The organism is Frigoribacterium sp. CG_9.8, assembly GCF_015751965.1.
Lineage (GTDB): Bacteria > Actinomycetota > Actinomycetes > Actinomycetales > Microbacteriaceae > Lacisediminihabitans.
In genome coordinates this window covers 194,123-214,839 of the sequence record NZ_JADOVH010000003.1, presented here as the reverse complement: position 1 = coordinate 214,839, position 20,717 = coordinate 194,123, and the positions used below count along the sequence as shown (strand labels likewise).

Annotated in this window: 17 protein-coding genes; 4 read left to right on the top strand and 13 right to left on the bottom strand. The window is 62.0% G+C overall.

Features of this window, described 5'->3' with window-relative positions; translation table 11 throughout:
* Positions 1 to 9 precede the first annotated feature (9 nt).
* Both IWX88_RS08715 and pgl read left to right on the top strand, forming a co-directional pair.
* Positions 10 to 984, top strand: a complete 975-nt coding sequence (locus IWX88_RS08715; RefSeq protein WP_196829345.1) for a glucose-6-phosphate dehydrogenase assembly protein OpcA — start codon at positions 10 to 12, stop codon at positions 982 to 984.
* The gene (gene pgl, locus IWX88_RS08710) at positions 981 to 1,751 is read left to right on the top strand and encodes a 6-phosphogluconolactonase (RefSeq protein ID WP_196829343.1); all 771 of its coding nucleotides are present in this window, start codon (positions 981 to 983) and stop codon (positions 1,749 to 1,751) included. The genes IWX88_RS08715 and pgl overlap by 4 nt, the downstream gene beginning before the upstream one ends.
* Positions 1,752 to 1,844: 93 nt before the next feature.
* On the opposite strand, the gene IWX88_RS08705 is transcribed toward pgl, so the two are convergent.
* From IWX88_RS08705 to uvrA, 10 genes are all read right to left on the bottom strand, one after another.
* Complete coding sequence (locus IWX88_RS08705) at positions 1,845 to 2,210, bottom strand: RNA polymerase-binding protein RbpA (RefSeq protein WP_196829341.1); 366 nt, start codon at positions 2,208 to 2,210, stop codon at positions 1,845 to 1,847.
* Positions 2,211 to 2,221: 11 nt separating this feature from the next.
* Positions 2,222 to 2,473, bottom strand: coding sequence for a preprotein translocase subunit SecG (gene secG, locus IWX88_RS08700; RefSeq protein ID WP_196829339.1), 252 nt, complete (start codon positions 2,471 to 2,473; stop codon positions 2,222 to 2,224).
* 97 nt (positions 2,474 to 2,570) lie between these two features.
* Positions 2,571 to 3,356 (bottom strand): triose-phosphate isomerase, encoded by a 786-nt coding sequence (tpiA, locus tag IWX88_RS08695; RefSeq protein ID WP_231369048.1) that lies wholly within the window; start codon positions 3,354 to 3,356, stop codon positions 2,571 to 2,573.
* Positions 3,353 to 4,573, bottom strand: coding sequence for a phosphoglycerate kinase (pgk, locus tag IWX88_RS08690; RefSeq protein ID WP_196829335.1), 1,221 nt, complete (start codon positions 4,571 to 4,573; stop codon positions 3,353 to 3,355). Before pgk ends, tpiA begins: the two co-directional genes overlap by 4 nt.
* Before the next feature lie 9 nt (positions 4,574 to 4,582).
* A complete protein-coding gene (gene gap / locus IWX88_RS08685; protein WP_196829333.1) occupies positions 4,583 to 5,590 on the bottom strand; it encodes a type I glyceraldehyde-3-phosphate dehydrogenase in 1,008 nt (335 codons plus the stop codon).
* A 128-nt stretch (positions 5,591 to 5,718) separates the two neighbouring features.
* Positions 5,719 to 6,345: a superoxide dismutase gene (locus IWX88_RS08680; RefSeq protein WP_196829331.1), complete on the bottom strand. Its 627-nt coding sequence runs from the start codon at positions 6,343 to 6,345 to the stop codon at positions 5,719 to 5,721.
* A 94-nt stretch (positions 6,346 to 6,439) separates the two neighbouring features.
* A complete protein-coding gene (whiA, locus tag IWX88_RS08675) occupies positions 6,440 to 7,420 on the bottom strand; it encodes a DNA-binding protein WhiA (RefSeq protein ID WP_196829329.1) in 981 nt (326 codons plus the stop codon).
* A gap of 107 nt (positions 7,421 to 7,527) precedes the next feature.
* Positions 7,528 to 8,418 carry an RNase adapter RapZ gene (gene rapZ, locus IWX88_RS08670; RefSeq protein WP_196829327.1) on the bottom strand — a complete coding sequence of 297 codons (891 nt, stop codon included), beginning with the start codon at positions 8,416 to 8,418 and terminating at the stop codon, positions 7,528 to 7,530.
* Between the two features lie 58 nt (positions 8,419 to 8,476).
* Positions 8,477 to 10,438: an excinuclease ABC subunit UvrC gene (gene uvrC, locus IWX88_RS08665; RefSeq protein WP_196829325.1), complete on the bottom strand. Its 1,962-nt coding sequence runs from the start codon at positions 10,436 to 10,438 to the stop codon at positions 8,477 to 8,479.
* Between the two features lie 9 nt (positions 10,439 to 10,447).
* Positions 10,448 to 13,372 carry an excinuclease ABC subunit UvrA gene (gene uvrA / locus IWX88_RS08660; protein ID WP_196829323.1) on the bottom strand — a complete coding sequence of 975 codons (2,925 nt, stop codon included), beginning with the start codon at positions 13,370 to 13,372 and terminating at the stop codon, positions 10,448 to 10,450.
* 107 nt (positions 13,373 to 13,479) lie between these two features.
* Here uvrA and IWX88_RS08655 point away from each other — a divergent pair, with 107 nt between their 5' ends.
* Positions 13,480 to 14,283 (top strand): GNAT family N-acetyltransferase, encoded by an 804-nt coding sequence (locus IWX88_RS08655; RefSeq protein WP_196829321.1) that lies wholly within the window; start codon positions 13,480 to 13,482, stop codon positions 14,281 to 14,283.
* A 35-nt stretch (positions 14,284 to 14,318) separates the two neighbouring features.
* Here the strand turns inward: IWX88_RS08655 and uvrB are convergent, their stop codons facing one another.
* Complete coding sequence (uvrB, locus tag IWX88_RS08650; RefSeq protein WP_196829319.1) at positions 14,319 to 16,388, bottom strand: excinuclease ABC subunit UvrB; 2,070 nt, start codon at positions 16,386 to 16,388, stop codon at positions 14,319 to 14,321.
* A gap of 215 nt (positions 16,389 to 16,603) precedes the next feature.
* Here uvrB and IWX88_RS08645 point away from each other — a divergent pair, with 215 nt between their 5' ends.
* Positions 16,604 to 17,905 (top strand): MFS transporter, encoded by a 1,302-nt coding sequence (locus IWX88_RS08645; protein ID WP_196829317.1) that lies wholly within the window; start codon positions 16,604 to 16,606, stop codon positions 17,903 to 17,905.
* A 19-nt stretch (positions 17,906 to 17,924) separates the two neighbouring features.
* Here the strand turns inward: IWX88_RS08645 and IWX88_RS08640 are convergent, their stop codons facing one another.
* Together IWX88_RS08640 and IWX88_RS08635 are read right to left on the bottom strand one after the other, a co-directional pair.
* Positions 17,925 to 19,073 (bottom strand): acyltransferase, encoded by a 1,149-nt coding sequence (locus IWX88_RS08640; protein ID WP_196829315.1) that lies wholly within the window; start codon positions 19,071 to 19,073, stop codon positions 17,925 to 17,927.
* Entirely contained in the window at positions 19,070 to 20,650 is a 1,581-nt protein-coding gene (locus IWX88_RS08635) for an AMP-binding protein (protein WP_196829313.1), read from the bottom strand. Before IWX88_RS08635 ends, IWX88_RS08640 begins: the two co-directional genes overlap by 4 nt.
* Positions 20,651 to 20,717 lie beyond the last annotated feature (67 nt).

The following is a 20,717-nucleotide window of genomic DNA, read 5'->3' as shown; positions in this document are numbered from 1 at the left end:
GAGCCATTCATGATCGTCGATCTTCCCAACACCACCACGAGCCAGATCTCGAAGACTCTCGTCAAAATCCGCGAAGAGGGTGGGGCAGTAGCGCTTGGGCGCGTGCTTACCCTCGTCATCTCAACCAACCTCGGTCATGAGGAGGAGGCCATCGAGGCTGCGAATGACGCCTCGCGCGAGCATCCAATGCGCGTGATCGTGATCTCGACCAGCCTCGACGGCCATCACGAGGCGGACACGGCGCGGCTCGATGCGCAGATTCGGGTCGGCGGTGATGCCGGCGCAAGCGAGGTCATCGTGCTCAAGGCGTATGGCGATACCGCCTCGGACGAAGACGGGCTCGTCACCGGACTGCTGCTGCCCGACGCGCCGGTTGTCGCGTGGTGGCCGGGAGACGCCCCGGAGGTCGTCTCAATATCCCCGCTTGGTCGGATCGCCCAGCGCCGGATCACCGATGCTGCGGCGCAGAGTGACCCGCGTGGATTTCTGAATCATCTCTCACGAACCTACAGCCCGGGAGATACCGACTTCTCCTGGACGCGTCTCACGCTGTGGCGGGCACAGCTTGCCGCAGTGCTCGATCAGCCACCCTACGAAACCATCACAGCCGTCGAGGTGCATGGGGCGCCGGATTCACCCTCGACCGGACTGCTCGCCGCGTGGTTACAGATGCAACTCAAGGTGCCGGCCCGTCACGAGCTTGTCACGCCCGCACACGGATCGAGTGGGATTCAGGGGGTCCGGCTGCACCGGGCATCCGGAGTGATCGAGCTCGAACGCACGAACACCAACACGGTGACTCTCGTGCAGCCCAACCAGCCGGTGCACGACATCTCGCTCATCCGGCGCAACCTGCGCGACTGCCTGGCCGAGGAACTGCGTCGCCTCGATCCTGACGATCTCTTCGGCGAGGTGATCCAGCACGGGCTCGCCGAGCTGGATGCGCCGACGGTGACCGGATCCATCACGGTACCCGTGCCATGAGCACTGCGCGGCGAGTGCTCGTTCACGCTGATAAGAAGGCTCTTGCGGGTTCGGTTGCTGCCCGCTTCATCACGAAGATGGTGGACCTGCTTGACCAACAGCCGCGCGTGAACATCGCCCTGACCGGTGGCACTGCCGGAAGTGCGGTTCTCGAGGCGATCAACGACTCTCCCGCGCGGGACAGCATCGACTGGTCTCGTGTGGTGCTGTGGTGGAGTGACGAGCGGTGGCTGCCACGCGGTGACGCCGAGCGCAACGATACCCAGGCGCGCGCCGCGCTACTCGATCATGTTGAGCTCCGTGCCGGGAACATTCACTGGTGCGCCGCGTCGGATTCCGGAATGAGCCTTGATGACGCAGTTGTGGATTACGCCTCGCAACTTGCGGATGCTGCGGGCGACGGGCTGGACGCACCGCGTTTCGACATCCTTTTTCTCGGGGTCGGCCCGGACGGACACGTCGCGTCTCTGTTCCCGGATGCGCCTGGCATCCGGGTGACCGATGGCACGGTGATTGCCGTACGCAACTCCCCCAAGCCCCCGCCCGAGCGGCTCAGCCTCACCCTGTCGACGATCAACAGCGCGGACCGCGTCTGGCTGGCACTTTCCGGCCCGGACAAGGCGTCGGCCCTCGGGCTCGCCCTCGCCGGCGCGAGCACTTGGGAGGTTCCGGTGGCGGGTGTTGAGGGCCGGTTACGCACGGTGTTCTTCGTCGATAAAGAGGCTGCTGCCGAAGTTCCGCACGACCTCATCGCCACGGAGTACTGACGCCAGGCGTGCAGCCAGCAGGCGCTGCACCCACAGCCACACAACACGGGACACACGTGTCGGGAGCGTGACCGGGCGCGCCGGGTGAATGCGCTATTGCGGAGTCAGGCGACCGCGGCGCGCACGCAACTGATCCAGCGCTTCGTCGAGCAGCGTCGCCGCTTCTTCTTCGGTACGCCGCTCTTTAACGTAGGCGAGATGGGTCTTGTACGGCTCGACCTTCACGACGGACGGAGGATTTTCTTTGTCGCGGCCGGCGGGATGGCCGCAGTTCGGGCAGTCAAGAATCTCGGGAATGTCATCAGGATCGATCGTGGCTAAGAAGTGCGGGCTCTGCTCATGGCCCCTGGCGCACCAGTAAAAGACCTGCACGCGCTCGGCGTGGAATCCACGGTCCTGTTCGCCCATCGGGCCGGCTCCCACGCGGGAACCACGAATAGCACTGCCACCTGAAGCCATGGGTACGTCTCCTAGCCGGTTACGTCGAACTTGGTGATCAGACCGAGCACGATGATCGATGACACCCAGATCAACGCGAGAATGAGCGTGATGCGGTTGAGGTTGCGTTCGGCAACCCCGGATGCTCCGAGATTACTCGTCACTCCCCCGCCGAACATGTCGGACAATCCGCCGCCGCGACCGCGATGCAGCAGGATGAGGAGGGTCAGCAGGAGGCTCGTGATACCGAGCACGACCTGCAGGACAACCTGAAGAATTTCCACGAACAGCCTTTCTGGGGCGCGACGACATTCTCTATCGGGCGCGGCTAAGTATAACTTGCGTTGTGGTTCCCTGTGAAACCGCCGGGTAGGGACGGACTCAGGTGCCGACGTGTTTTTGGAATTGCGCGATGCTGGAGAACTCCGCGAGGTCCAGGCTTGCTCCGCCGACCAGCGCGCCGTCGACATTGGATTCGCGCATGAAGCTCGCAATGTTCGACGCCTTCACCGAGCCGCCGTACAGGATTCTGGTAGCGGATGCAGCATCATCGCCGATCATCTCGGCGAGAGTGACTCGCAACTGGCCCGCGACCTGCTCAGCCTGCGCGGGGGTGGCCGCCTGGCCAGAGCCGATCGCCCAGACCGGCTCGTAGGCGACGATGATATTTGCCCCGGGTGTGACAGAGGCAAGCGCCGCGCGCAGCTGCGCAACGGGAACCGCACTCGGACCGTGCTGTTCGAGGTCGGCAGCGGTCTCGCCAACGCAGAGCACCGGCACCAGCCCGTGCGTGATCGCCGCTGCGACCTTTGCCGCCACGATCTCATCGGTTTCGTTGTGAAGCGTTCGGCGCTCTGAGTGTCCGACGATCACGTACTTGCAATCGAGTGCTGCCAGGAACGCGCCGGAGATCTCCCCCGTATACGCGCCGGAGACATGGGCCGAGACATCCTGCGCACCGAATTTCACCGAAAGCTTGTCTGCTGAAATCAAGGTCTGAACCGAGCGCAGATCGGTGAACGGCGGAAAGATCGCCACCTCCACTGTGCCAAAGTCGAGCCGGGCATCCTTGAGGCTCCAGGCAAGCTTTTGCACGAAGGCGATGGACTGCAAGTGGTCGAGGTTCATCTTCCAGTTGCCGGCGATGAACGGGGTACGTGTGGTCATGCTGCTGTCCATCCCAGTACTTCAAGGCCCGGAAGGCTCTTGCCCTCCAGGAATTCGAGACTCGCGCCACCGCCGGTGGAGATGTGGCCGAACTGGTCATCGGTGAACCCGAGTGCCCGCACCGCGGCGGCGGAGTCCCCTCCGCCGACCACCGAGAGGCCGGCGACCTCGGTCAACGACTGCGCGACGGTTTTGGTGCCCGCGGCGAAGGGCGCGAGCTCGAAGACACCCATCGGACCGTTCCAGAACACGGTTTTCGAGCCACGGATGATCTCCGCGAAGCGGTCAGCCGTCTCCGGTCCGATGTCCAGTCCGAGACCGGATCTACCCCAGGGAGAGCCTTCGATGTCCTCGGCGGACCGCACCTGGTGCTCCGCGTCGGCGCCGAACTTCGAGGCCACCACGACATCGGTCGGGAGCACGATAGCCACTCCGAGCTCTTTTGCCTTCGCCAGGTAGCCCCGCACGACATCCAGCTGGTCGATCTCGAGCAGGCTCGCGCCGACCGTGTGGCCCTGGGCCGCCAGGAAGGTGAAGAGCATACCGCCGCCGATGAGCAGTGAATCGACCCGTGGGAGCAGGTGCGCGATCACGCCGAGCTTGTCCGAGACCTTCGAGCCGCCGAGGACCACGGAGTAGGGCCTCGTCGGAGATTCGGTGAGGCGGTCGAGAACCTCGAGTTCGGTCGCGATCAGGGTTCCGGCGGCACTCGGCAGGAGCTCGGCGAGTTCGTAGACGCTCGCCTGCTTGCGATGGACGACGCCGAATCCGTCGGACACGAACGCATCGCCGAAAGCGGCGAGCTTGCTCGCGAACTCACGGCGCTCATCCGCATTCTTCGCGGTCTCACCCGGGTTGAAGCGGAGATTCTCGAGCACGACGACATCTCCGTCGCGCAGGTCGGTCACGGCCTCGACTGCCGAGGGCCCGACGGTGTCTACCGCGAAGGTCACGTTCTTACCGAGAAGCTCACTGAGCCGTTGGGCCACCGGGACGAGGCTGTAATTCGCGTCCCGGGCGCCGTCGGGGCGCCCGAGATGCGACACCACGACCACCCGCGCCCCGGCGTGAATGAGCCGGTTGAGCGTCGGAAGCGAGGCGCGGATACGGCCATCGTCCGTGATCTGGTCGCCCTTCAGGGGCACGTTCAGGTCACAGCGGACGATGACCGTCCTGCCCGCAAGCGAACCGAGAGTGTCGATCGTGCGGAGCGTCATCCGGCTGCCTTACAGGCGGTCTGCGACGTACTTGGTGAAATCGACAAGACGGTTGGAGTAGCCCCACTCGTTGTCGTACCAACCGGCGATCTTCACCTGGTTGCCGATTACCTTGGTGAGGCCGGCATCGAAGACGCAGGAATGCGGATCGCCCTGGATATCGCTTGAGACGATCGGGTCTTCGGTGTAGCTGAGGAAGCCCTTGAGTGGACCGCTTTCGGCTGCCGCCTTATACGCCGCATTGACCTCGGCGACGGTGACGTTGCGGCTGGCCTCGACCGTGAGGTCAGTGATTGAACCGGTGGGTACTGGCACGCGGAGCGCATAGCCATCGAGCTTGCCGACGAGCTCGGGAACGACCAGTCCAAGAGCCTTCGCGGCACCGGTCGAGGTGGGAATGATGTTGAGGGCTGCAGCACGGGCTCGACGGAGGTCACTGTGTGGACCGTCCTGCAGGTTCTGGTCGGCGGTATAGGCGTGAACTGTGGTCATCAGGCCACGCTCGATGCCGAACGCCTCCATGAAAACCTTGGCAAGCGGTGCGAGACAGTTCGTGGTGCAGGACGCGTTGGAGAGGATGTGCTGGGTTGCAGCGTCGTACAGGTGCTCGTTAACACCCATGACGAAGGTACCGTCGTCGTCGGTCGCTGGCGCGGAGATGATGACCTTTTTTGCACCGGCTTCAATGTGCTTGGCTGCGTCCTGTGCGTTGGTGAAGCGCCCGGTCGACTCGATGACGATGTCCACCCCGAGGTCACCCCAACCGAGATTCGCAGGGTCGCGCTCGGCGAGCACCCTGATGCGCTTGCCGCCCACGACGATGAATTCGCCTTCGACGGAGACGTCTTCGGACAGCCGGCCGGCGACGGAGTCGTACTTGAGTAAATGTGCGAGTGATTTGGGGTCGGTGAGGTCATTGACAGCGACGACTTCGAGGTCAGCACCCTGCGCGAGAGCCGCACGAAGGTAGTTGCGACCAATTCGGCCGAAGCCGTTGATTCCGATCTTCACAGTCAAGAGAACTCCTGTTGATGAGGCGCGGTGAGCGCGACTTTATTGGGGGTGTGCTGCAGTACGGATGAGGTCAGGGGTGCGGCCGGGACGAACCCGGCGGCACCGCCCTGACGTTCGGTCGAGCTGAGTCGCTACGACAGTACCAGCAGGCCGTTCGTCTTTTCGCGAGCGACGCTAAAACGCTCTTGGACATTCGCCCAGTTGGCGATGTTCCAGAATGCCTTGACGTAGTCCGCGCGCACGTTCTTGTAGTCCAGGTAATACGCGTGCTCCCAGACGTCGAGCATCAGCACCGGGACGGTACCTGCGGCAAAGTTTGACTGCTGGTCGAAGAACTGGCTGATAAGCAGTTTCTCACCGATTGAGTCCCAGACCAGCGCCGCCCAACCGGAGCCCTGTACACCGAGCGCTGCTGCGGTGAAGTGCGCAGTGAACTTGTCGAACGATCCGAAATTATCGTCAATTGCCGATGCGAGTTCGCCGACGGGCTTGTCGCCGCCATCCGCTGACAGGTTAGTCCAGAAAATGGAGTGGTTGACATGTCCGCCGAGGTTGAAGGCAAGATCCTTTTCGAGCTTGTTGACGTTGGCCAAGTCACCAGAGTCTCGAGCTGCTGCGAGAGCCGCGACGGCCGCATTGGCCCCGGTCACATACGCCTGATGATGCTTGGAGTGGTGAAGTTCCATGATCGTACCGCTGATGCTCGGAGCGAGTGCTCCGTAGTCGTATCCCAGTTCGGGCAGAGTGTAATCGGCCATAGTGCGATCTCCTTAGATTTTTTGACCCGCTGACGTGGCATTCGTGCGACGCTTCGAGCCTGTTCCCAGTCTACTCGGCACGGCTGGGGCACTCTCAGGCGTCGTCGTAGTCCGGAGGTAGATTCGCGTCGGTGCCCGGGATGCCGAGATCAACGGCACGTTTATCGGCCATCGCGAGAAGGCGGCGGATGCGACCGGCCACCGCGTCCTTTGTCATCGGCGGTTCCGCATGATGACCGAGCTCGTCGAGGCTTGAGTCCCGGAAGCGCAGGCGCAGATCGCCGGCGTACTGCAAATGAGCCGGTACATCCCCGTCGAGGATCTCCAACGCTCGATCGACTCTCGCGCACGCAGCAACCGCAGCCTGAGCGGATCGACGCAAGTTCGCGTCGTCGAAGTTCACCAGACGATTGGCCGTGGCGCGCACCTCCCGCCGCTGCCGCAGTTCTTCCCAATTCAGCACAGTCGTATGAGCGCCCATGTGCACAAGCATCGCGCTGATCGCCTCACCATCGCGGATGACGACACGGTGAACACCACGCACCTCGCGCGCCTTCGCAGCAATTGTGAGGCGACCAGCAGCGCCGACGAGCGCCATGGCTGACTCGTTGCCCGGGCAGGTGATTTCGAGTGCCGCCGAACGTCCGGGATCGGTGAGCGTACCGTGGGCCAGAAAAGCACCGCGCCACACGGCAGCGAGTTCTTCACGGCTACCGGTAGTGAGTTTGTTCGGGAGTCCGCGGATCGGCCGGCGACGGGCGTCCAGTAATCCGGTTTGGCGTGCCAGGGTCTCTCCACCGTCGAGAACTCGCACCAGGTAGTGGCTTGTGCGCCGCAAACCTGAGGCGGCGATCACCGAGATCTCGCTTTTCACTCCATATAGTTCCGCGAGATCCCTGCGCACACGTCGAGCGAGTTGCGCAGTATCGAGCTCCGACTCGACGGCGATACGCCCGGAAATGAGGTGGATCCCCCCGGAAAATCGAAGAATGGTGGCCAATTCCGCTGCTCGCACTGTGGTCTTACTCACATCAATGCGCGCGAGTTCGTCTTTAACGTCGGCGGTGAGAGCCAATCCGTATTCCTTACTTTGAGTTGTTTTAGATCACACGGTCAGACCGCGTCTGGGGTCCGACCGCACGGTGCGAACACCGGCGTGATGAGCAGCGCGGTTCGTCGTTCCTACTCTCGGCCGAGATCGCGGTGTTTGATACTGACGGCAACACCGGGTTGCTCACGTAGAAGAGCGGCAAGGCGTTGCACGATCGCTACCGACCGGTGCTTCCCCCCCGTGCACCCAATGGCGATCGTAGCGTGTCTCTTGTTTTCGCGCTGGAAGCCGGCGAGTACCGGGGTGAGGGCGAGCACGTATCGATCCACGAATTCGCTTGCACCCTCCTGGGCGAGCACGTAATCACTTACTTCTGCATCGAGTCCGCTAAGCGTGCGCAGTGAAGGCACCCAGAACGGATTCGGCAAAAACCGCATGTCGGCTACGAGGTCGGCATCTGCTGGTAGCCCGTACTTGTAACCGAAGCTCATCACGGTGAGTTGCAACCCCGGTGTGTCGGCACTGGAAAAAGTTTCTGAGATCTTCGTTGCGAGTTGGTGGATGTTGAGGTCGGAGGTGTCGACGATGATGTCACTCGACTCGCGCAGCCCGAGCATCCGCTGTCGTTCGGCGCCGATTCCGTCGAGGAGCGTGCCGTCACTCTGCAGTGGATGCGGGCGCCGAACCTGTTCGAACCGGCGGACGAGGGCCGCGTCTGTCGCTTCGAGGAAGAGCACGCGCACGGGAGTCGCCTCGCGCAGTGCCTCGACCGTCTCTTCGAAGTCAGCGAAAAGCTTGCCGCCGCGCACATCCACTACCGCAGCCACCTTCGGCAGGTTGGTTCCGGCCCTGCCGGCCAGTTCGACAAGGGGACGCAGCATTTGAGGCGGCAAATTGTCTACGACATACCAGCCGAGGTCCTCGAGGGCGTTACCGACTGTGGATCGCCCGGCACCGGACATACCGGTGACGATGAGTACCTCCTGATGCTGGTCCGCCTCGCGGTAGCTGTTACCGGTCATCACGTGGTCACACCTTCACTCCTGTGCGGTTGTCTGAGATTCAAGCCTACCGACCAACTCACTCCCGAAGTTTCTCAAAGATGGTCTGTGCGATCACGGTGCCAACACCCTTTACCTCAGCAATGGCCGTCGGCTCAGCCGCTCGAAGCTGGGTGACCGAGCCAAAGTGACGCAGCAGTTCCTTCACCCGGGCCGGACCGAGGCCGGGAATCTCGGAGAGTACCGACCCCAGATCGCGCTTGCGCCGCTGTCGCTGGTAGGTAATGGCGAACCGGTGAGCCTCATCGCGGATACGTTGAATCAGGAAGAGAGCGTCGCTGTTGCGGGGCAGGATGACCGGGTAATCATTCCCGGGAAGCCAGATCTCCTCCAGCCGTTTTGCAATCCCACACAGCGCTATCCCGGTGATCCCCGCGTCCTGCAAGGCGCGGGCAGCGGCGGCCACCTGCGGTTGGCCGCCGTCGACGATGAGCAGGCTTGGGCGATAGGCGAAACGCGGCCGGGCCGCGGGTGAGCTGGAAGTATCCGGCTCGCCCACATTGCCTGTCTCACCCACAGTGCTGGAGTTACCCGAAGAGTCGGACTGGACCGCGGACAGTGCAGCAGCAACCTGTGCCGCCGGATCGTCATCGAGATGAGCGAGCCGTCGGGAGAGCGTCTGGTAGATCGATTCCGTGTCGTCGGTTGACTCCGGGATGCTGAACCGACGGTACTGGTCTTTGCGCGGTAAGCCGTCTTCGAAGACGACCATCGACGCGACGATGTTTGTTCCGCTCAGGTGCGATACGTCGTAACACTCCATACGCAGCGGTGCATCTTCCATGCCGAGGGCATCCTGAATGTCAGCCAGAGCCTGCGATCGCGCCACGAAGTCACCGCTTCTGCGCGTCTTGTAGAGGATGAGCGAATTACGAGCGTTCGTGGCCACGGTGAGAGCCAGCGCGGCGAGCTCACCGCGCTGGGCAACACGCATCACAACACGGCCGTTGCCCACACCTCGCTCGAGGCGCAATTCGGTGAGCCAGGTCTCGAGCTCGGCCGCGTCGTCTGGCAGCTTGGGCACCACGACGAGCCGCGGCGGATCGAGCTCGTCGTAGGCGTTGTGCACGACGGTCTCCACCAGCTCGTCCAATTCCAGGTCGAGCTCCTTGTCTACCACCCAGCTGCGCACCCCCCGGATGCGTCCACCGCGCACGGTGAACTGCTGCACCGCTGCAGCGAGCTCGTCATGCGCAATACCAAAGATGTCGGCATCCACGTCGTCAGAAAGCACCACCGTGTTCTTCGACAGTGCAGTCGTGAGTGCACCAAGTTGATCGCGGAACTTGGCCGCCGACTCGTAGTCCTGCTCCGCTGATGCCGCCTTCATCTTCTTGGAGACTTCGCCAACGTATTTGGAGTCGTTGCCAGCCATGAACGAGGCGAAGTCGAGCGCGATCGACTTGTGCTCCCCCTTGGTCACCCGACCGACGCAGGGCGCCGCACACTTGCCGATGTCGCCGAGCAGGCACGGTCGGCCCGTCTGTTCCGCACGCTTGTAGGTGGATTCCGAGCAGCTGCGCATCGGGAACGCCTTGAGCATGAGATCCACCGTTTCGCGAATCGCCCACGCCTTCGTATACGGCCCGAAATAGCGGGCTCCCTTGAGATTACGATTGCGGGTCACCAGCACTCGCGGCACATCTTCCCCGAGAGTGATCGCGAGGTAGGGGTAGGACTTGTCGTCGCGGAACTGCACGTTGAATGGTGGGTCGAATTCCTTTATCCAGGTGAACTCGAGCTGGAGCGCTTCGAATTCCGTGCCGACAACGGTCCACTCGACGGATGCCGCACTCAGCACCATCCGCCGGGTGCGCTCGTGCAGGCTTGCCAGCGGCGCAAAGTAGTTGCTCAGCCGGGCGCGGAGGTTTTTTGCCTTTCCGACATACAGCACCCGCTGGGCGACGTCACGGAAGCAGTAGACCCCTGGTTGCTGGGGGATCTCGCCCGCCCGTGGACGCCAGGCTACAGTCTCGGACATGGTTGGCAGCTAGGTAGCCGCGAGGGCTGTGGCGCGGGATGCGGGTTTCTTGCGCCTCACCGGAGTCACGACCTCGGGAAGAATCTCCCGGAGGAAGGTACCGGTGAAGCTCGTCGCCACTGTCGCCAGATGTTCAGGAGTGCCGACCGCAAGAACTTGCCCCCCGCCGGCACCACCCTCGGGACCGAGATCGATCAGCCAGTCAGCGGACTTGATCACATCCAGATTGTGTTCGATCACGATGACAGTGTTTCCTTTGTCAACGAGGCTGTTGAGCACCAGAAGAAGTTTACGCACGTCTTCGAAATGCAGACCGGTAGTGGGCTCATCCAGCACGTAGATACTGCGTCCCATCGACCGTTTCTGCAGCTCTGTCGCCAGCTTAACCCGCTGCGCCTCACCGCCGGAAAGCGTCGTCGCGCTCTGTCCGAGCCGCACATAGCCGAGCCCAACATCGACAAGTGTCTTCAGGAACCGGCTGATCGATGAGATCGCTTCGAAGAAGTCCGCAGCCTCGCTGATCGGCAGGTCAAGTACCTCGGCAATGCTTTTCCCCTTGTAATGCACCGCAAGAGTCTCCCGGTTATACCGGGCCCCGTTGCAGACCTCGCACACCACGTAGACATCGGGCAGGAAGTTCATCTCGATCTTGATCGTTCCGTCACCCGAACAGTTCTCGCAGCGACCGCCCTTCACGTTGAAGCTGAAACGACCGGGCAGATAGCCGCGGGCCTTAGCGTCCTGGGTCTCGCTGAAGAGGGTGCGGATCTTGTCGAACACACCGGTGTAGGTGGCCGGGTTCGATCGGGGTGTGCGCCCAATCGGCGCTTGGTCGACGTGCACGACCTTGTCCAGGTTGTCGAGACCGGTCACCCGCGTGTGCTTTCCGGGGATCTGCCTGGCACCGTTAAGCACATTCGCGAGCACTTTATAGAGGATGTCGTTGATCAGGCTGGACTTGCCCGATCCACTGACCCCCGTGACAGCGGTGAAGGTGCCGAGCGGGAACTCGACCGTGACGTTTCGCAGGTTGTTGGCGCGCGCGCCCTCGACTGTGAGCATCCGCTTCTTATCGACCGGGCGGCGGGAGCTGGGAGTTTCGATCGACCGACGGCCGGAGAGATAGTCCCCGGTCATCGAATTCGTGTTGGCGAGCAAAGCTTCATAGGATCCGGAGTGAACAACCTCTCCCCCGTGCTCGCCAGCCCCTGGCCCGATGTCGACGATCCAGTCAGCGGTGCGGATCGTGTCTTCGTCATGCTCGACCACGATCAGGGTGTTGCCGAGGTTCTTGAGTTTGACGAGTGTCTCGATGAGCCGACGGTTATCACGCTGGTGCAGACCGATGCTCGGTTCATCGAGCACGTAAAGCACTCCGGTGAGTCCAGAGCCGATCTGGGTAGCGAGCCGGATGCGCTGGGCCTCACCGCCGGAAAGCGATCCTGCCGACCGTGCGAGATTGAGATAGCTCAGGCCAACCTCGATCAAGAATTCGAGACGGAGACGGATCTCCCGCAGCACCTGAGCGGCGATCTTGGCATCCCGGGCCGACAGTTCGAGTTGCTGCATGAAGTCGAACGCGTCGAGCAGGCTGAGCTCCGCGATATCCGCGATGTTGTGATCGTCAACGGTAACGGCGAGCACCTCCGGTCTCAGTCGCTTGCCGTCGCACACCGGGCAGTTGATTTCGCGCAGATAGGCGGAGTAGCGCTGGCGTGCCGCGTCGGTCTCGGCCTCGAGGAACTTGCGTTCGATATAGGGCATCACACCTTCGAAGCCGGTGGAATACTTCATTTCCCGGCCGAAGCGGTTCTTCCATCTGACCGTGACCTCGAAGTCATTTCCCTTGAGGATCGCGGTTTGGATATCGGCCCCGAGATCCCGCCACGGTGTCTTGAGCGAGAAATCGAGGTCGGCCGCAAGCCCCTCGAGGAGGCGCTGGAAGTAGTTGAATAGGCCCTTGCCGCTCTGTGTCCAGGGCAGGATCACTCCCTCGGCGAGGCTGAGTGCGGGGTCTCCCAGCAGCAGCTCTGAGTCGACAGACATCTTCGTGCCAAGCCCGGAGCACTCTGGGCAGGCGCCGAATGGCGCGTTGAAGGAGAACGTGCGCGGCTCGATCTCAGTGAGCTGCACCGGGTGAGCGTTGGGGCAGGACAGCTTCTCGCTGAAGTTGCGCCATGCCCCCGGGCCTGTCTGGTCGACATAGTTCACACTCACCAGTCCGTCGGTGAGCCGAAGAGCAGTCTCGAGCGAGTCCGTGAGCCGGGTGAGGATGTCATCGGCAGCAACGAGACGATCCACGACCACCGAGATATCGTGTTTGTACTGCTTTTTGAGGATCGGAGGCTCGCTCAGCTGGATTTGCTCGCCATCCACGATTGCTCGCGAGTAGCCGCTGGCGGCCAGCTCCTTGAAGAGATCGACGAACTCACCCTTCTTCTGCGAAATTACGGGGCTCACAATCTGGTATCGCACCCCAGTCTCGAGAGTCATGAGCTGGTCGGCAATCTGCTGCACGCTCTGGCGCTCGATCTTCTCGCCGCAAATCGCGCAGTGCGGCACCCCGATGCGCGCCCAGAGCAAGCGCATGTAGTCGTAAATCTCGGTGATCGTACCGACCGTCGATCTGGGGTTTCGGTTCGTCGACTTCTGGTCGATCGAGACCGCGGGACTCAGCCCGTCGATGAAATCGACATCGGGCCGATCCACCTGCCCGAGGAATTGGCGGGCATAGGCCGAGAGCGACTCCACATAGCGGCGCTGCCCCTCAGCGAAGATCGTGTCGAAGGCAAGAGAGGACTTGCCCGAGCCGGAAAGCCCGGTGAAGACCACAAGCGAATCCCTCGGAATCTCGAGGTCGACGCCCTTGAGGTTGTGCACTCGCGCACCGTGAACAGAGAGCTTCGAACCGGACTCGACGCGAGAAATAGACACTCTATAGATTCTATGCAGGCCACCGACAGTGAACCTCGGGATTCGCTCAGCGCGGAGCGGTTTGTGCCGCCGTGCGGCAGGCACACGCGTTCATGGAGAATGCTCAGATGACAACCAACGAAACGAACACTCGCGATCGACTGTTAGCCGCGTACGACGCCCAGCTGCGCACCGACGCTGAGACCACGAGCGCCATGACCGTGACCAGCCTCGGCCCGCTGCGCCTGGCGACCTTCATCGGCGGACGCGGGTTCATCACCTACCGTGATCTCGGCAACGCAACTGCAGAGGCTATCCGACTGCTCATCCCGGAGGCTCTGGGTTATTACCGGTCTGACCCCGCCATCGAGCAGGTCGAATGGAAGACGCGCGGACACGATGATGCCCCGGGGCTCTCCGAGGCACTAACGGAGTACGGTTTTACGCCGGATGAGGCGGAATCGATCGTGATCGGTGATGCCATGGCTCTTGCCGGTGACGCGCCAGTTCCGGAGGGTGTGACGGTGCGACAGGTGACCTCGGAGGCGGATGTTCGTGCAATGAGTGCGATGCAGGATGAGGTATTCGGCGATCCCGTTTCCGACCAGACGGCGAACGACATCCTGCGGAGGCTGTCAGTGGCGGACGGAATGCAACTGTGGATCGGTGAGACCGGTGGTGAGATCGTGACTGCTGGGCGGCTCGATCCGATCAAGGATTCTGACTTTGCCGGAATCTGGGGTGGTGCAACTCGCCACGAGTGGCGCGGTCGAGGGATTTACCGTGCGATGACAGCCGCTCGGGCTCGTGCAGCAATCGCACTGGGAAAGACGCTGATTCACAGCGACTCGACCGAGTATTCGCGACCCATTCTTGAACGCTCTGGAATGGTTGCCGTCTCGACTACAACGCCCTACCGCTGGAGGAAATAGGGAGAGGGACCGGTCGTGCTTGCGGGACCTCGGCCTCAGGAGATGTGGCCGGCGGCCTCCATCTGCCGCAGCTCCTTCTTCAGGTCGGACACCTCGTCTCGTAATCGACCAGCGAGCTCGAACTTTAGCTCCCCAGCGGCCTGAAGCATCTGGTCGTTGAGATCGCGGATGATCGACTCGAGGTCATTGGCACCGCTGGCCGCAAGACCGCCATGACGCTTGAGGTTGGGTGTCGGAGCGCGCGTGCGCCCGTTCCGGCCGGCAAGCAACTGCGCAGTGTCGGCTCCCTCACGATTGAGTGACTCGGTGATGTCGGCGATCTTTTTGCGCAGCGGTTGCGGATCGACGCCGCGCTCGAGGTTGTAGGCCACCTGCAGTTCCCGGCGACGTGTCGTCTCGGAAATCGCGAGTTTCATCGAGTCGGTCATCACGTCGGCATACATGTGGACCGCGCCGGAAACGTTACGCGCTGCGCGACCGATGGTCTGGATGAGCGAAGTCGACGAGCGCAGGAAACCCTCCTTATCAGCATCGAGGATCGCCACGAGGGAAACTTCCGGGAGGTCGAGGCCCTCCCGCAGCAGGTTGATGCCGACCAGTACGTCATAGACGCCCTGTCGCAGTTCCGTGAGCAGCTCGACGCGGCGAAGGGTATCGACATCCGAATGCAGGTAGCGAACTCGAACCCCCGCTTCACCAAGAAACTCGGTGAGCTCCTCCGCCATCTTCTTGGTGAGTGTGGTCACAAGTACTCGTTCGTTGAGCGCGGTGCGTTTGCGGATTTCCTCGAGCAGATCGTCGATCTGGCCCTTGGAGGGCTTGACGACGATCTCGGGATCGATCAACCCGGTTGGGCGGATGATTTGCTGCACCACGCTGTCGGTGATCCCCATCTCATACTTGCCCGGTGTCGCCGAGAGATATACCTTCTGGCCGACTCGATCGAGAAACTCATTGAACTTGAGAGGACGGTTGTCGAGGGCGCTCGGGAGTCGGAAGCCGTGTTCGACGAGAGTGCGCTTGCGCGACGCATCCCCCTCATACATCGCACCGATTTGCGGCACAGTGACATGAGACTCATCGATGACGACAAGGAGGTCATCGGGAAAATAGTCGATCAGACAGTGCGGAGCTTCGCCAGGTTGGCGCTGGTCGATGTGGCGAGAATAGTTCTCGATTCCGCTGCAGAACCCGATCTGCTCCATCATCTCGATATCGAAGGTCGTGCGCATGCGCAGCCGCTGTGCCTCGAGAAGTTTGCCCTCTTTCTCGAGCTGTGCGAGCCGCTCTTCGAGCTCTACCTTGATGGTCTTGATTGCCGCGTGCATGCGGTCTTGGCCTGCGACATAGTGTGAGCCGGGAAATACCGAAACCGCGTCGAGCTTCTTCACCACATCGCCAGTGAGCGGATGCAGGCTATACAGACCCTCGACCTCGTCACCGAACATCTCGATGCGGATCGCCAGCTCCTCATACATCGGAATAATCTCTATCGTGTCGCCCCGCACGCGAAAATTGCCACGGGAGAAGTCCACGTCATTGCGCTGGTACTGCATCGAAACGAACTTGCGGATCAGCGTCTCGCGATTGATCGTCATGCCGACCTGGAGCGCCATCATCGCCTCGAGGTACTCCTCCGAGGAACCGAGTCCATAGATGCAGGACACTGTCGAGACGACAATTACGTCCCGACGGCTGAGCAGCGCATTGGTCGTGGAGTGCCGCAACCGCTCAACCTCGGCGTTGACCGAGGAGTCCTTCTCGATGAAGGTATCGGTCTGTGGCACATACGCCTCCGGCTGGTAGTAGTCGTAGTAGGAGACAAAGTATTCGACCGCGTTATTCGGCATGAGCTCGCGGAACTCGGTGGCCAACTGCGCAGCAAGCGTCTTGTTGTGTGCAAGCACGAGGGTCGGGCGCTGCACCGCTTCAATCAGCCAGGCCGTAGTGGCCGACTTGCCAGTACCGGTCGCACCGAGCAACACGATGTCGGTCTCCCCCGCGTTTACCCGCGCGGTCAGTTCGGCGATCGCTGTGGGCTGATCCCCGCTTGGTGTGTATTCGCTGATGACCTCGAACGGTCGTACGGCGCGTGTTGGCTCCATGTTTCAAGCTTAGGCAGCGCCACCGACACCACTGCTGGATATCTCCTATGGCAGAATTCATGACCTGCACTGCACTCGCCTCTAGTCATTGTGCGAGTGCCCCATCAGGCGTTGCATAGAGATAACCGGTGAATTTTCATGGCAACCGAGACACCGAAGCGACACGGATCCCGTTTTTTCACCACCACCTCACTACGACGGCAGAAAGAAACACGATGACCGTCACACAGTCCCGCCCGAGTCCGGCGAAAGCGAGCCCGATCTTCGGTCGCATGCGTGGTCGTGTCGTGATTCTGCTGTGCATCATGTACGCAATCTCCTACATCGATCGCACCAATATTTCGACCGCAGGGCCGACGATCATCACGGCTCTCGATCTCACGACCGCGGAATTTGGCGTTGCCGTCGCAGCCTTTTCGCTTCCCTATGCGCTCTTCCAGATCATCGGTGGCAATCTCGGAGAGCGGATCGGACCGCGAAAAGCACTGTTCTGGATTGGCATTCTCTGGTGTGTTGCAACCATTGCCACCGGTTTCTCCGTCGGACTCGCCTCGCTTGTCGGTGCGCGTCTCTTGCTCGGGCTCACAGAATCGGCAGCGTTTCCCACCGCGACCTTCGCAATGGCGAAATGGGTGCCGATCGATCGAAACGGCTTTGTCCAGGGAATCGTGCATTCGGCATCCCGGCTCGGAAATGCTGCGGCACCCTTGATCGTCGGCGGACTGATCATCTGGGGCGACTCGCTCGGCGGCCCAATCGCCGGGTGGCAGGTGTCATTCATCATCATCGGTGCGCTCAGCGCGCTCTGGGCGGTGCTCTGGGTCACTCTCTTCCGGGATCGGCCGCAGGACTATCCCCGCATCACTGAACAGGAACTCAGCGAGCTCCCCCGGGCGTTGGAGAAAGCTGCGCGGCCGCCCGTGCCGTGGAAGCGACTGATCCGCACGATCCTGCCGGTGACCTTTGTGGACTTCGGCTACGGCTGGACCCTCTGGGTCTTCCTCACCTGGATCCCCTCCTTCCTCGCGGACCGCTACGGCCTCGCCCTTGTCGACTATGCGGTGTTCACTGCTGTCGTGTTGCTCGCCGGTGTCGTCGGCGATACCGTTGGTGGCATTTTCAGCGATCGAATCCTCCGTCGCACCGGCAATCTGCGCAATGCCCGCCGGTTCATCCTTCTGATCGGCCTGATCGGGTCGCTCGTCTGTCTCACGCCACTACTGTTCGGCAACGATCTCCCCCTCGCAATACTTTCGCTTTCCCTGTCATTTTTCTTCCTCGAACTCTGCAATGCCACCCTCTGGGCGATCCCGATGGATGTGGCGCCGGAATGGTCGGGCACCGCGAGCGGCATGATGAACACCGGCTTCGGCCTTGCGGGAATTTTCTCGCCGATTCTCTTCGGCTACCTGGTTGGCGCAGCAGGGTGGCAATGGCCGTTCGCCGCATCCATTGCACTTCTCGCCGCAGCGGCAGTCGTCGCGGCCGTGATGAAACCGCAGCGAGTACTGCCGTAGCAAGTACTGCCGTACAGCATCAGCTAGCGCGAACAGACTTCCTCGAACTGAACCTCCGGCCGGTGAGGCCGAGGCTGAACCATGAACGCCGAGACAGTTCGGTGAGGCCGAGTGAGAGCAGCACCACGAGCACATAGGTCACGAGCGTCAACCAGGGCTTTGGCACGCTGCGTTCCAGCCAGTCATCGCCTGCCCACAGCAGCAGCCAGATAAAGAGCGGATGCGATAGAAAGATGCCAAACGATCGGTCCGATCCCAGATCGAGGCTCTTCGCTACGACACTGCGTGGGTCACGCCGGTCGGCCCACCACGTGCCGACGGCGAGGAAACCGAGGGCCACCGCGATCGACCAGAGCATCTCGATCGGCTGCAGTGGGGTCCCCGCCCGATACGGGCTGCGGCCTGTCAGCATATTGACGATATAGACGCCGAGAGTGCACGCCGCGGTGGCTACGACGACGAATCCGATGGCGCGGCGGTGGCATCTGATCCAGGCGAGGAACGCCGCCGAATGGTCGGCGGCAACGGCACCGGCGATGATGAAGAACTGGTAACTGAAAAAGAGTTGCTTATTGAAATCGTTGATGCCGGAGGTGACATCGGGAAAGTACATGTAAAGCCCGGTGAGCACCAACTGGATGGCGAGACTGCTGCCGAGAAGTAGCGGATGTTTACCCCGGGTTCGACGCACCAGCCACAGCATCACCGGTACCAGCAGGTACACCTGCATTGTCACGAGCAGGAAGTAGAGGTGGTAGAAGGCGGTTCCAGTGAGGATGTCGCCGCCGAGCCGCAGGAGCATCTCCCCGAATGTGCCACCGGGCGTGCGGATTATGCCCACCACGAAGTAGATGACCGACCACAGAAGATAGGGCACCCCGACGAGTAGGAATCGACGGGGAAGGAACGTCTTCATCGGCTGGGGACGGTTGAGATAGCTGTAGATCAGCACGAACGCTGTCAGGGCAAAAAACACCTCACGGGTGAAATGCACCAGGGCAAGAAACCCGTAGAGCACGAGGTCATCGTCCGCGACCGTTTGACTGGTGGTGTGTACGGCGATGACGGAGGCGAAGGTGAGGATGCGAACGACGTCCACCTCGTACAGGTGCGGAGACGTCATCCGCTTCGCCGGTGGCGGTGTGGCAGCGGCCAACGGATCGGTCACTCCGATTCCCCTTCGTTGGCCGCATCAAATTCGCGCACTCGACGGCGTTGCACCTTGCCGGTGGGTGTCCGCGGGACATCCTCCACAATGCTGATCTCGACGGGCCTCTTGAATCGCGGCAAACGAGCCTCGCAGAGTGCCGCAAGGTCGGCGACAAGCGAGTCATCCGACACTGCATCGGACACTGTGTCCACAACCGGGATCACATAGGCAACCGGCACCTGGCCGAGAATCGCGTCGGGACGGGCCACCACGACCACCTCCCGTACACGCTTATCCTCAAGCAGCACGTCCTCGACCTCGGCCGGGTAGACCTTCTCCCCGCCCCGGTTGATCACGTCGTCAGAACGACCGGAAAGATAGACCCACCCGTCGTCATCGACACGGCCGAGATCGCCAGTGAGAAGCCATCCGTTCGCATCGAACCGATCCGCTGCCCGTCCGCTGAAATAGGAGCGGACGATTCCCTGCCCACGCACCCAGAGCGATCCGACCTCCCCGACCGCGCACTCTCGTCCACTCTCATCCCGCACAGACACTTCGCCGCCGATCGGCGGTCCTACGGATCCGGCGCGCAGCGGCTGCCCGAGGGGGGTCGCGGCGATCTGGCTGGCGCCCTCCGTCATGCCCCAGCTGATCACAAGAGAAGTGCAGGAGAAGGCGTCGCGGACGGCATCGGGAAGAGGTGCCGAAGCAGAACGGATGAATCTAATGTGCTCGGGCACCCGGAGCTCCTCGTCCCTCGCAAGCACGGCGAGGATGGCCGGGACCGCGTTGATCCAGGTGATTCGCCGGTTGCCCATCAACTTCCAGAAACCAGTGCGGTGGAAGCGGCGGTCAAGAACAAGCGCCGAACCGGCGACAAGGGTGGAAAGCAGTCCGACGACCTCCGCATTGACGTGGAAAAGCGGGAGGGGACTGTAGCCGCGATCCGAGCGGCGTAGCGCGTTGTGCTCGGCAACCGCGCCTGCCACGAACAGCAGGTGTTGCTCGTCCAACTCGACGCCCTTCGGCGTGCCGGTAGAGCCGGAAGTGAAGAGCAGCACGCCACCCCCACCGTCCGAACGGTCGGGCATCACGCGGTGCTTCCCGAGCGCGGGAGGACCCGCCAGCTCAGCAAGGCCCGTCTGCTCACGCATATCGGACTGCTCGGGCGTACCGGTCTGTTCAACCAGCCGCATCAGCACTGCACCCCCCAAAGTCGCTGGCTGCTCCCGGTCGCTGACCTGAGCACTGACGACGTCGACGATCGACGCAATGCGCTCGACGTCCGCGACCGTAGCACCGGGGTCGATTGGCACCGCGATGCGGCCGGAGCTCACGACGGATAGAAACACGACAGCAAAGGACAGCGGATCGGCGAGGTCGATGAATACGAGCGAACCCCGAGCGACGGCTCGTGTATTGAACTCGTCCCACCAGGTCCGGACCAGTGTCGCCAGGTCGTCGTAGTCGACGAAACGGTCGGACCGCGCATCCTCGAGGTAACGGCTACTCGGGTGGCTCACACTGCGGTTGAGGATGAGTTCCCGGAGCGATGGCGTGGGCGTCGGGGCAGCAATGGGGTCCGCAGTCACGGATCAAGGCTAATCGGTTACGGCGTTACTCGGCCGATGGCGGCGGGGAATACGCCACTCCACCAGT

Coding starts and splice junctions, on each gene's coding strand:
- IWX88_RS08715 (WP_196829345.1), top strand. CDS start 10: ATGATCGTCGATCTTCCCAACACCACCACGAGCCAGATCTCGAAGACT.
- pgl (WP_196829343.1), top strand. CDS start 981: ATGAGCACTGCGCGGCGAGTGCTCGTTCACGCTGATAAGAAGGCTCTT.
- IWX88_RS08705 (WP_196829341.1), bottom strand. CDS start 2,210: ATGGCTTCAGGTGGCAGTGCTATTCGTGGTTCCCGCGTGGGAGCCGGC.
- tpiA (WP_231369048.1), bottom strand. CDS start 3,356: ATGACCACACGTACCCCGTTCATCGCCGGCAACTGGAAGATGAACCTC.
- pgk (WP_196829335.1), bottom strand. CDS start 4,573: ATGACGCTCCGCACGATCGACACTCTCGGTTCGCTTGCGGGCAGGACG.
- IWX88_RS08680 (WP_196829331.1), bottom strand. CDS start 6,345: ATGGCCGATTACACTCTGCCCGAACTGGGATACGACTACGGAGCACTC.
- rapZ (WP_196829327.1), bottom strand. CDS start 8,418: ATGACCGGTAACAGCTACCGCGAGGCGGACCAGCATCAGGAGGTACTC.
- uvrC (WP_196829325.1), bottom strand. CDS start 10,438: ATGTCCGAGACTGTAGCCTGGCGTCCACGGGCGGGCGAGATCCCCCAG.
- IWX88_RS08655 (WP_196829321.1), top strand. CDS start 13,480: ATGACAACCAACGAAACGAACACTCGCGATCGACTGTTAGCCGCGTAC.
- uvrB (WP_196829319.1), bottom strand. CDS start 16,388: ATGGAGCCAACACGCGCCGTACGACCGTTCGAGGTCATCAGCGAATAC.
- IWX88_RS08645 (WP_196829317.1), top strand. CDS start 16,604: ATGACCGTCACACAGTCCCGCCCGAGTCCGGCGAAAGCGAGCCCGATC.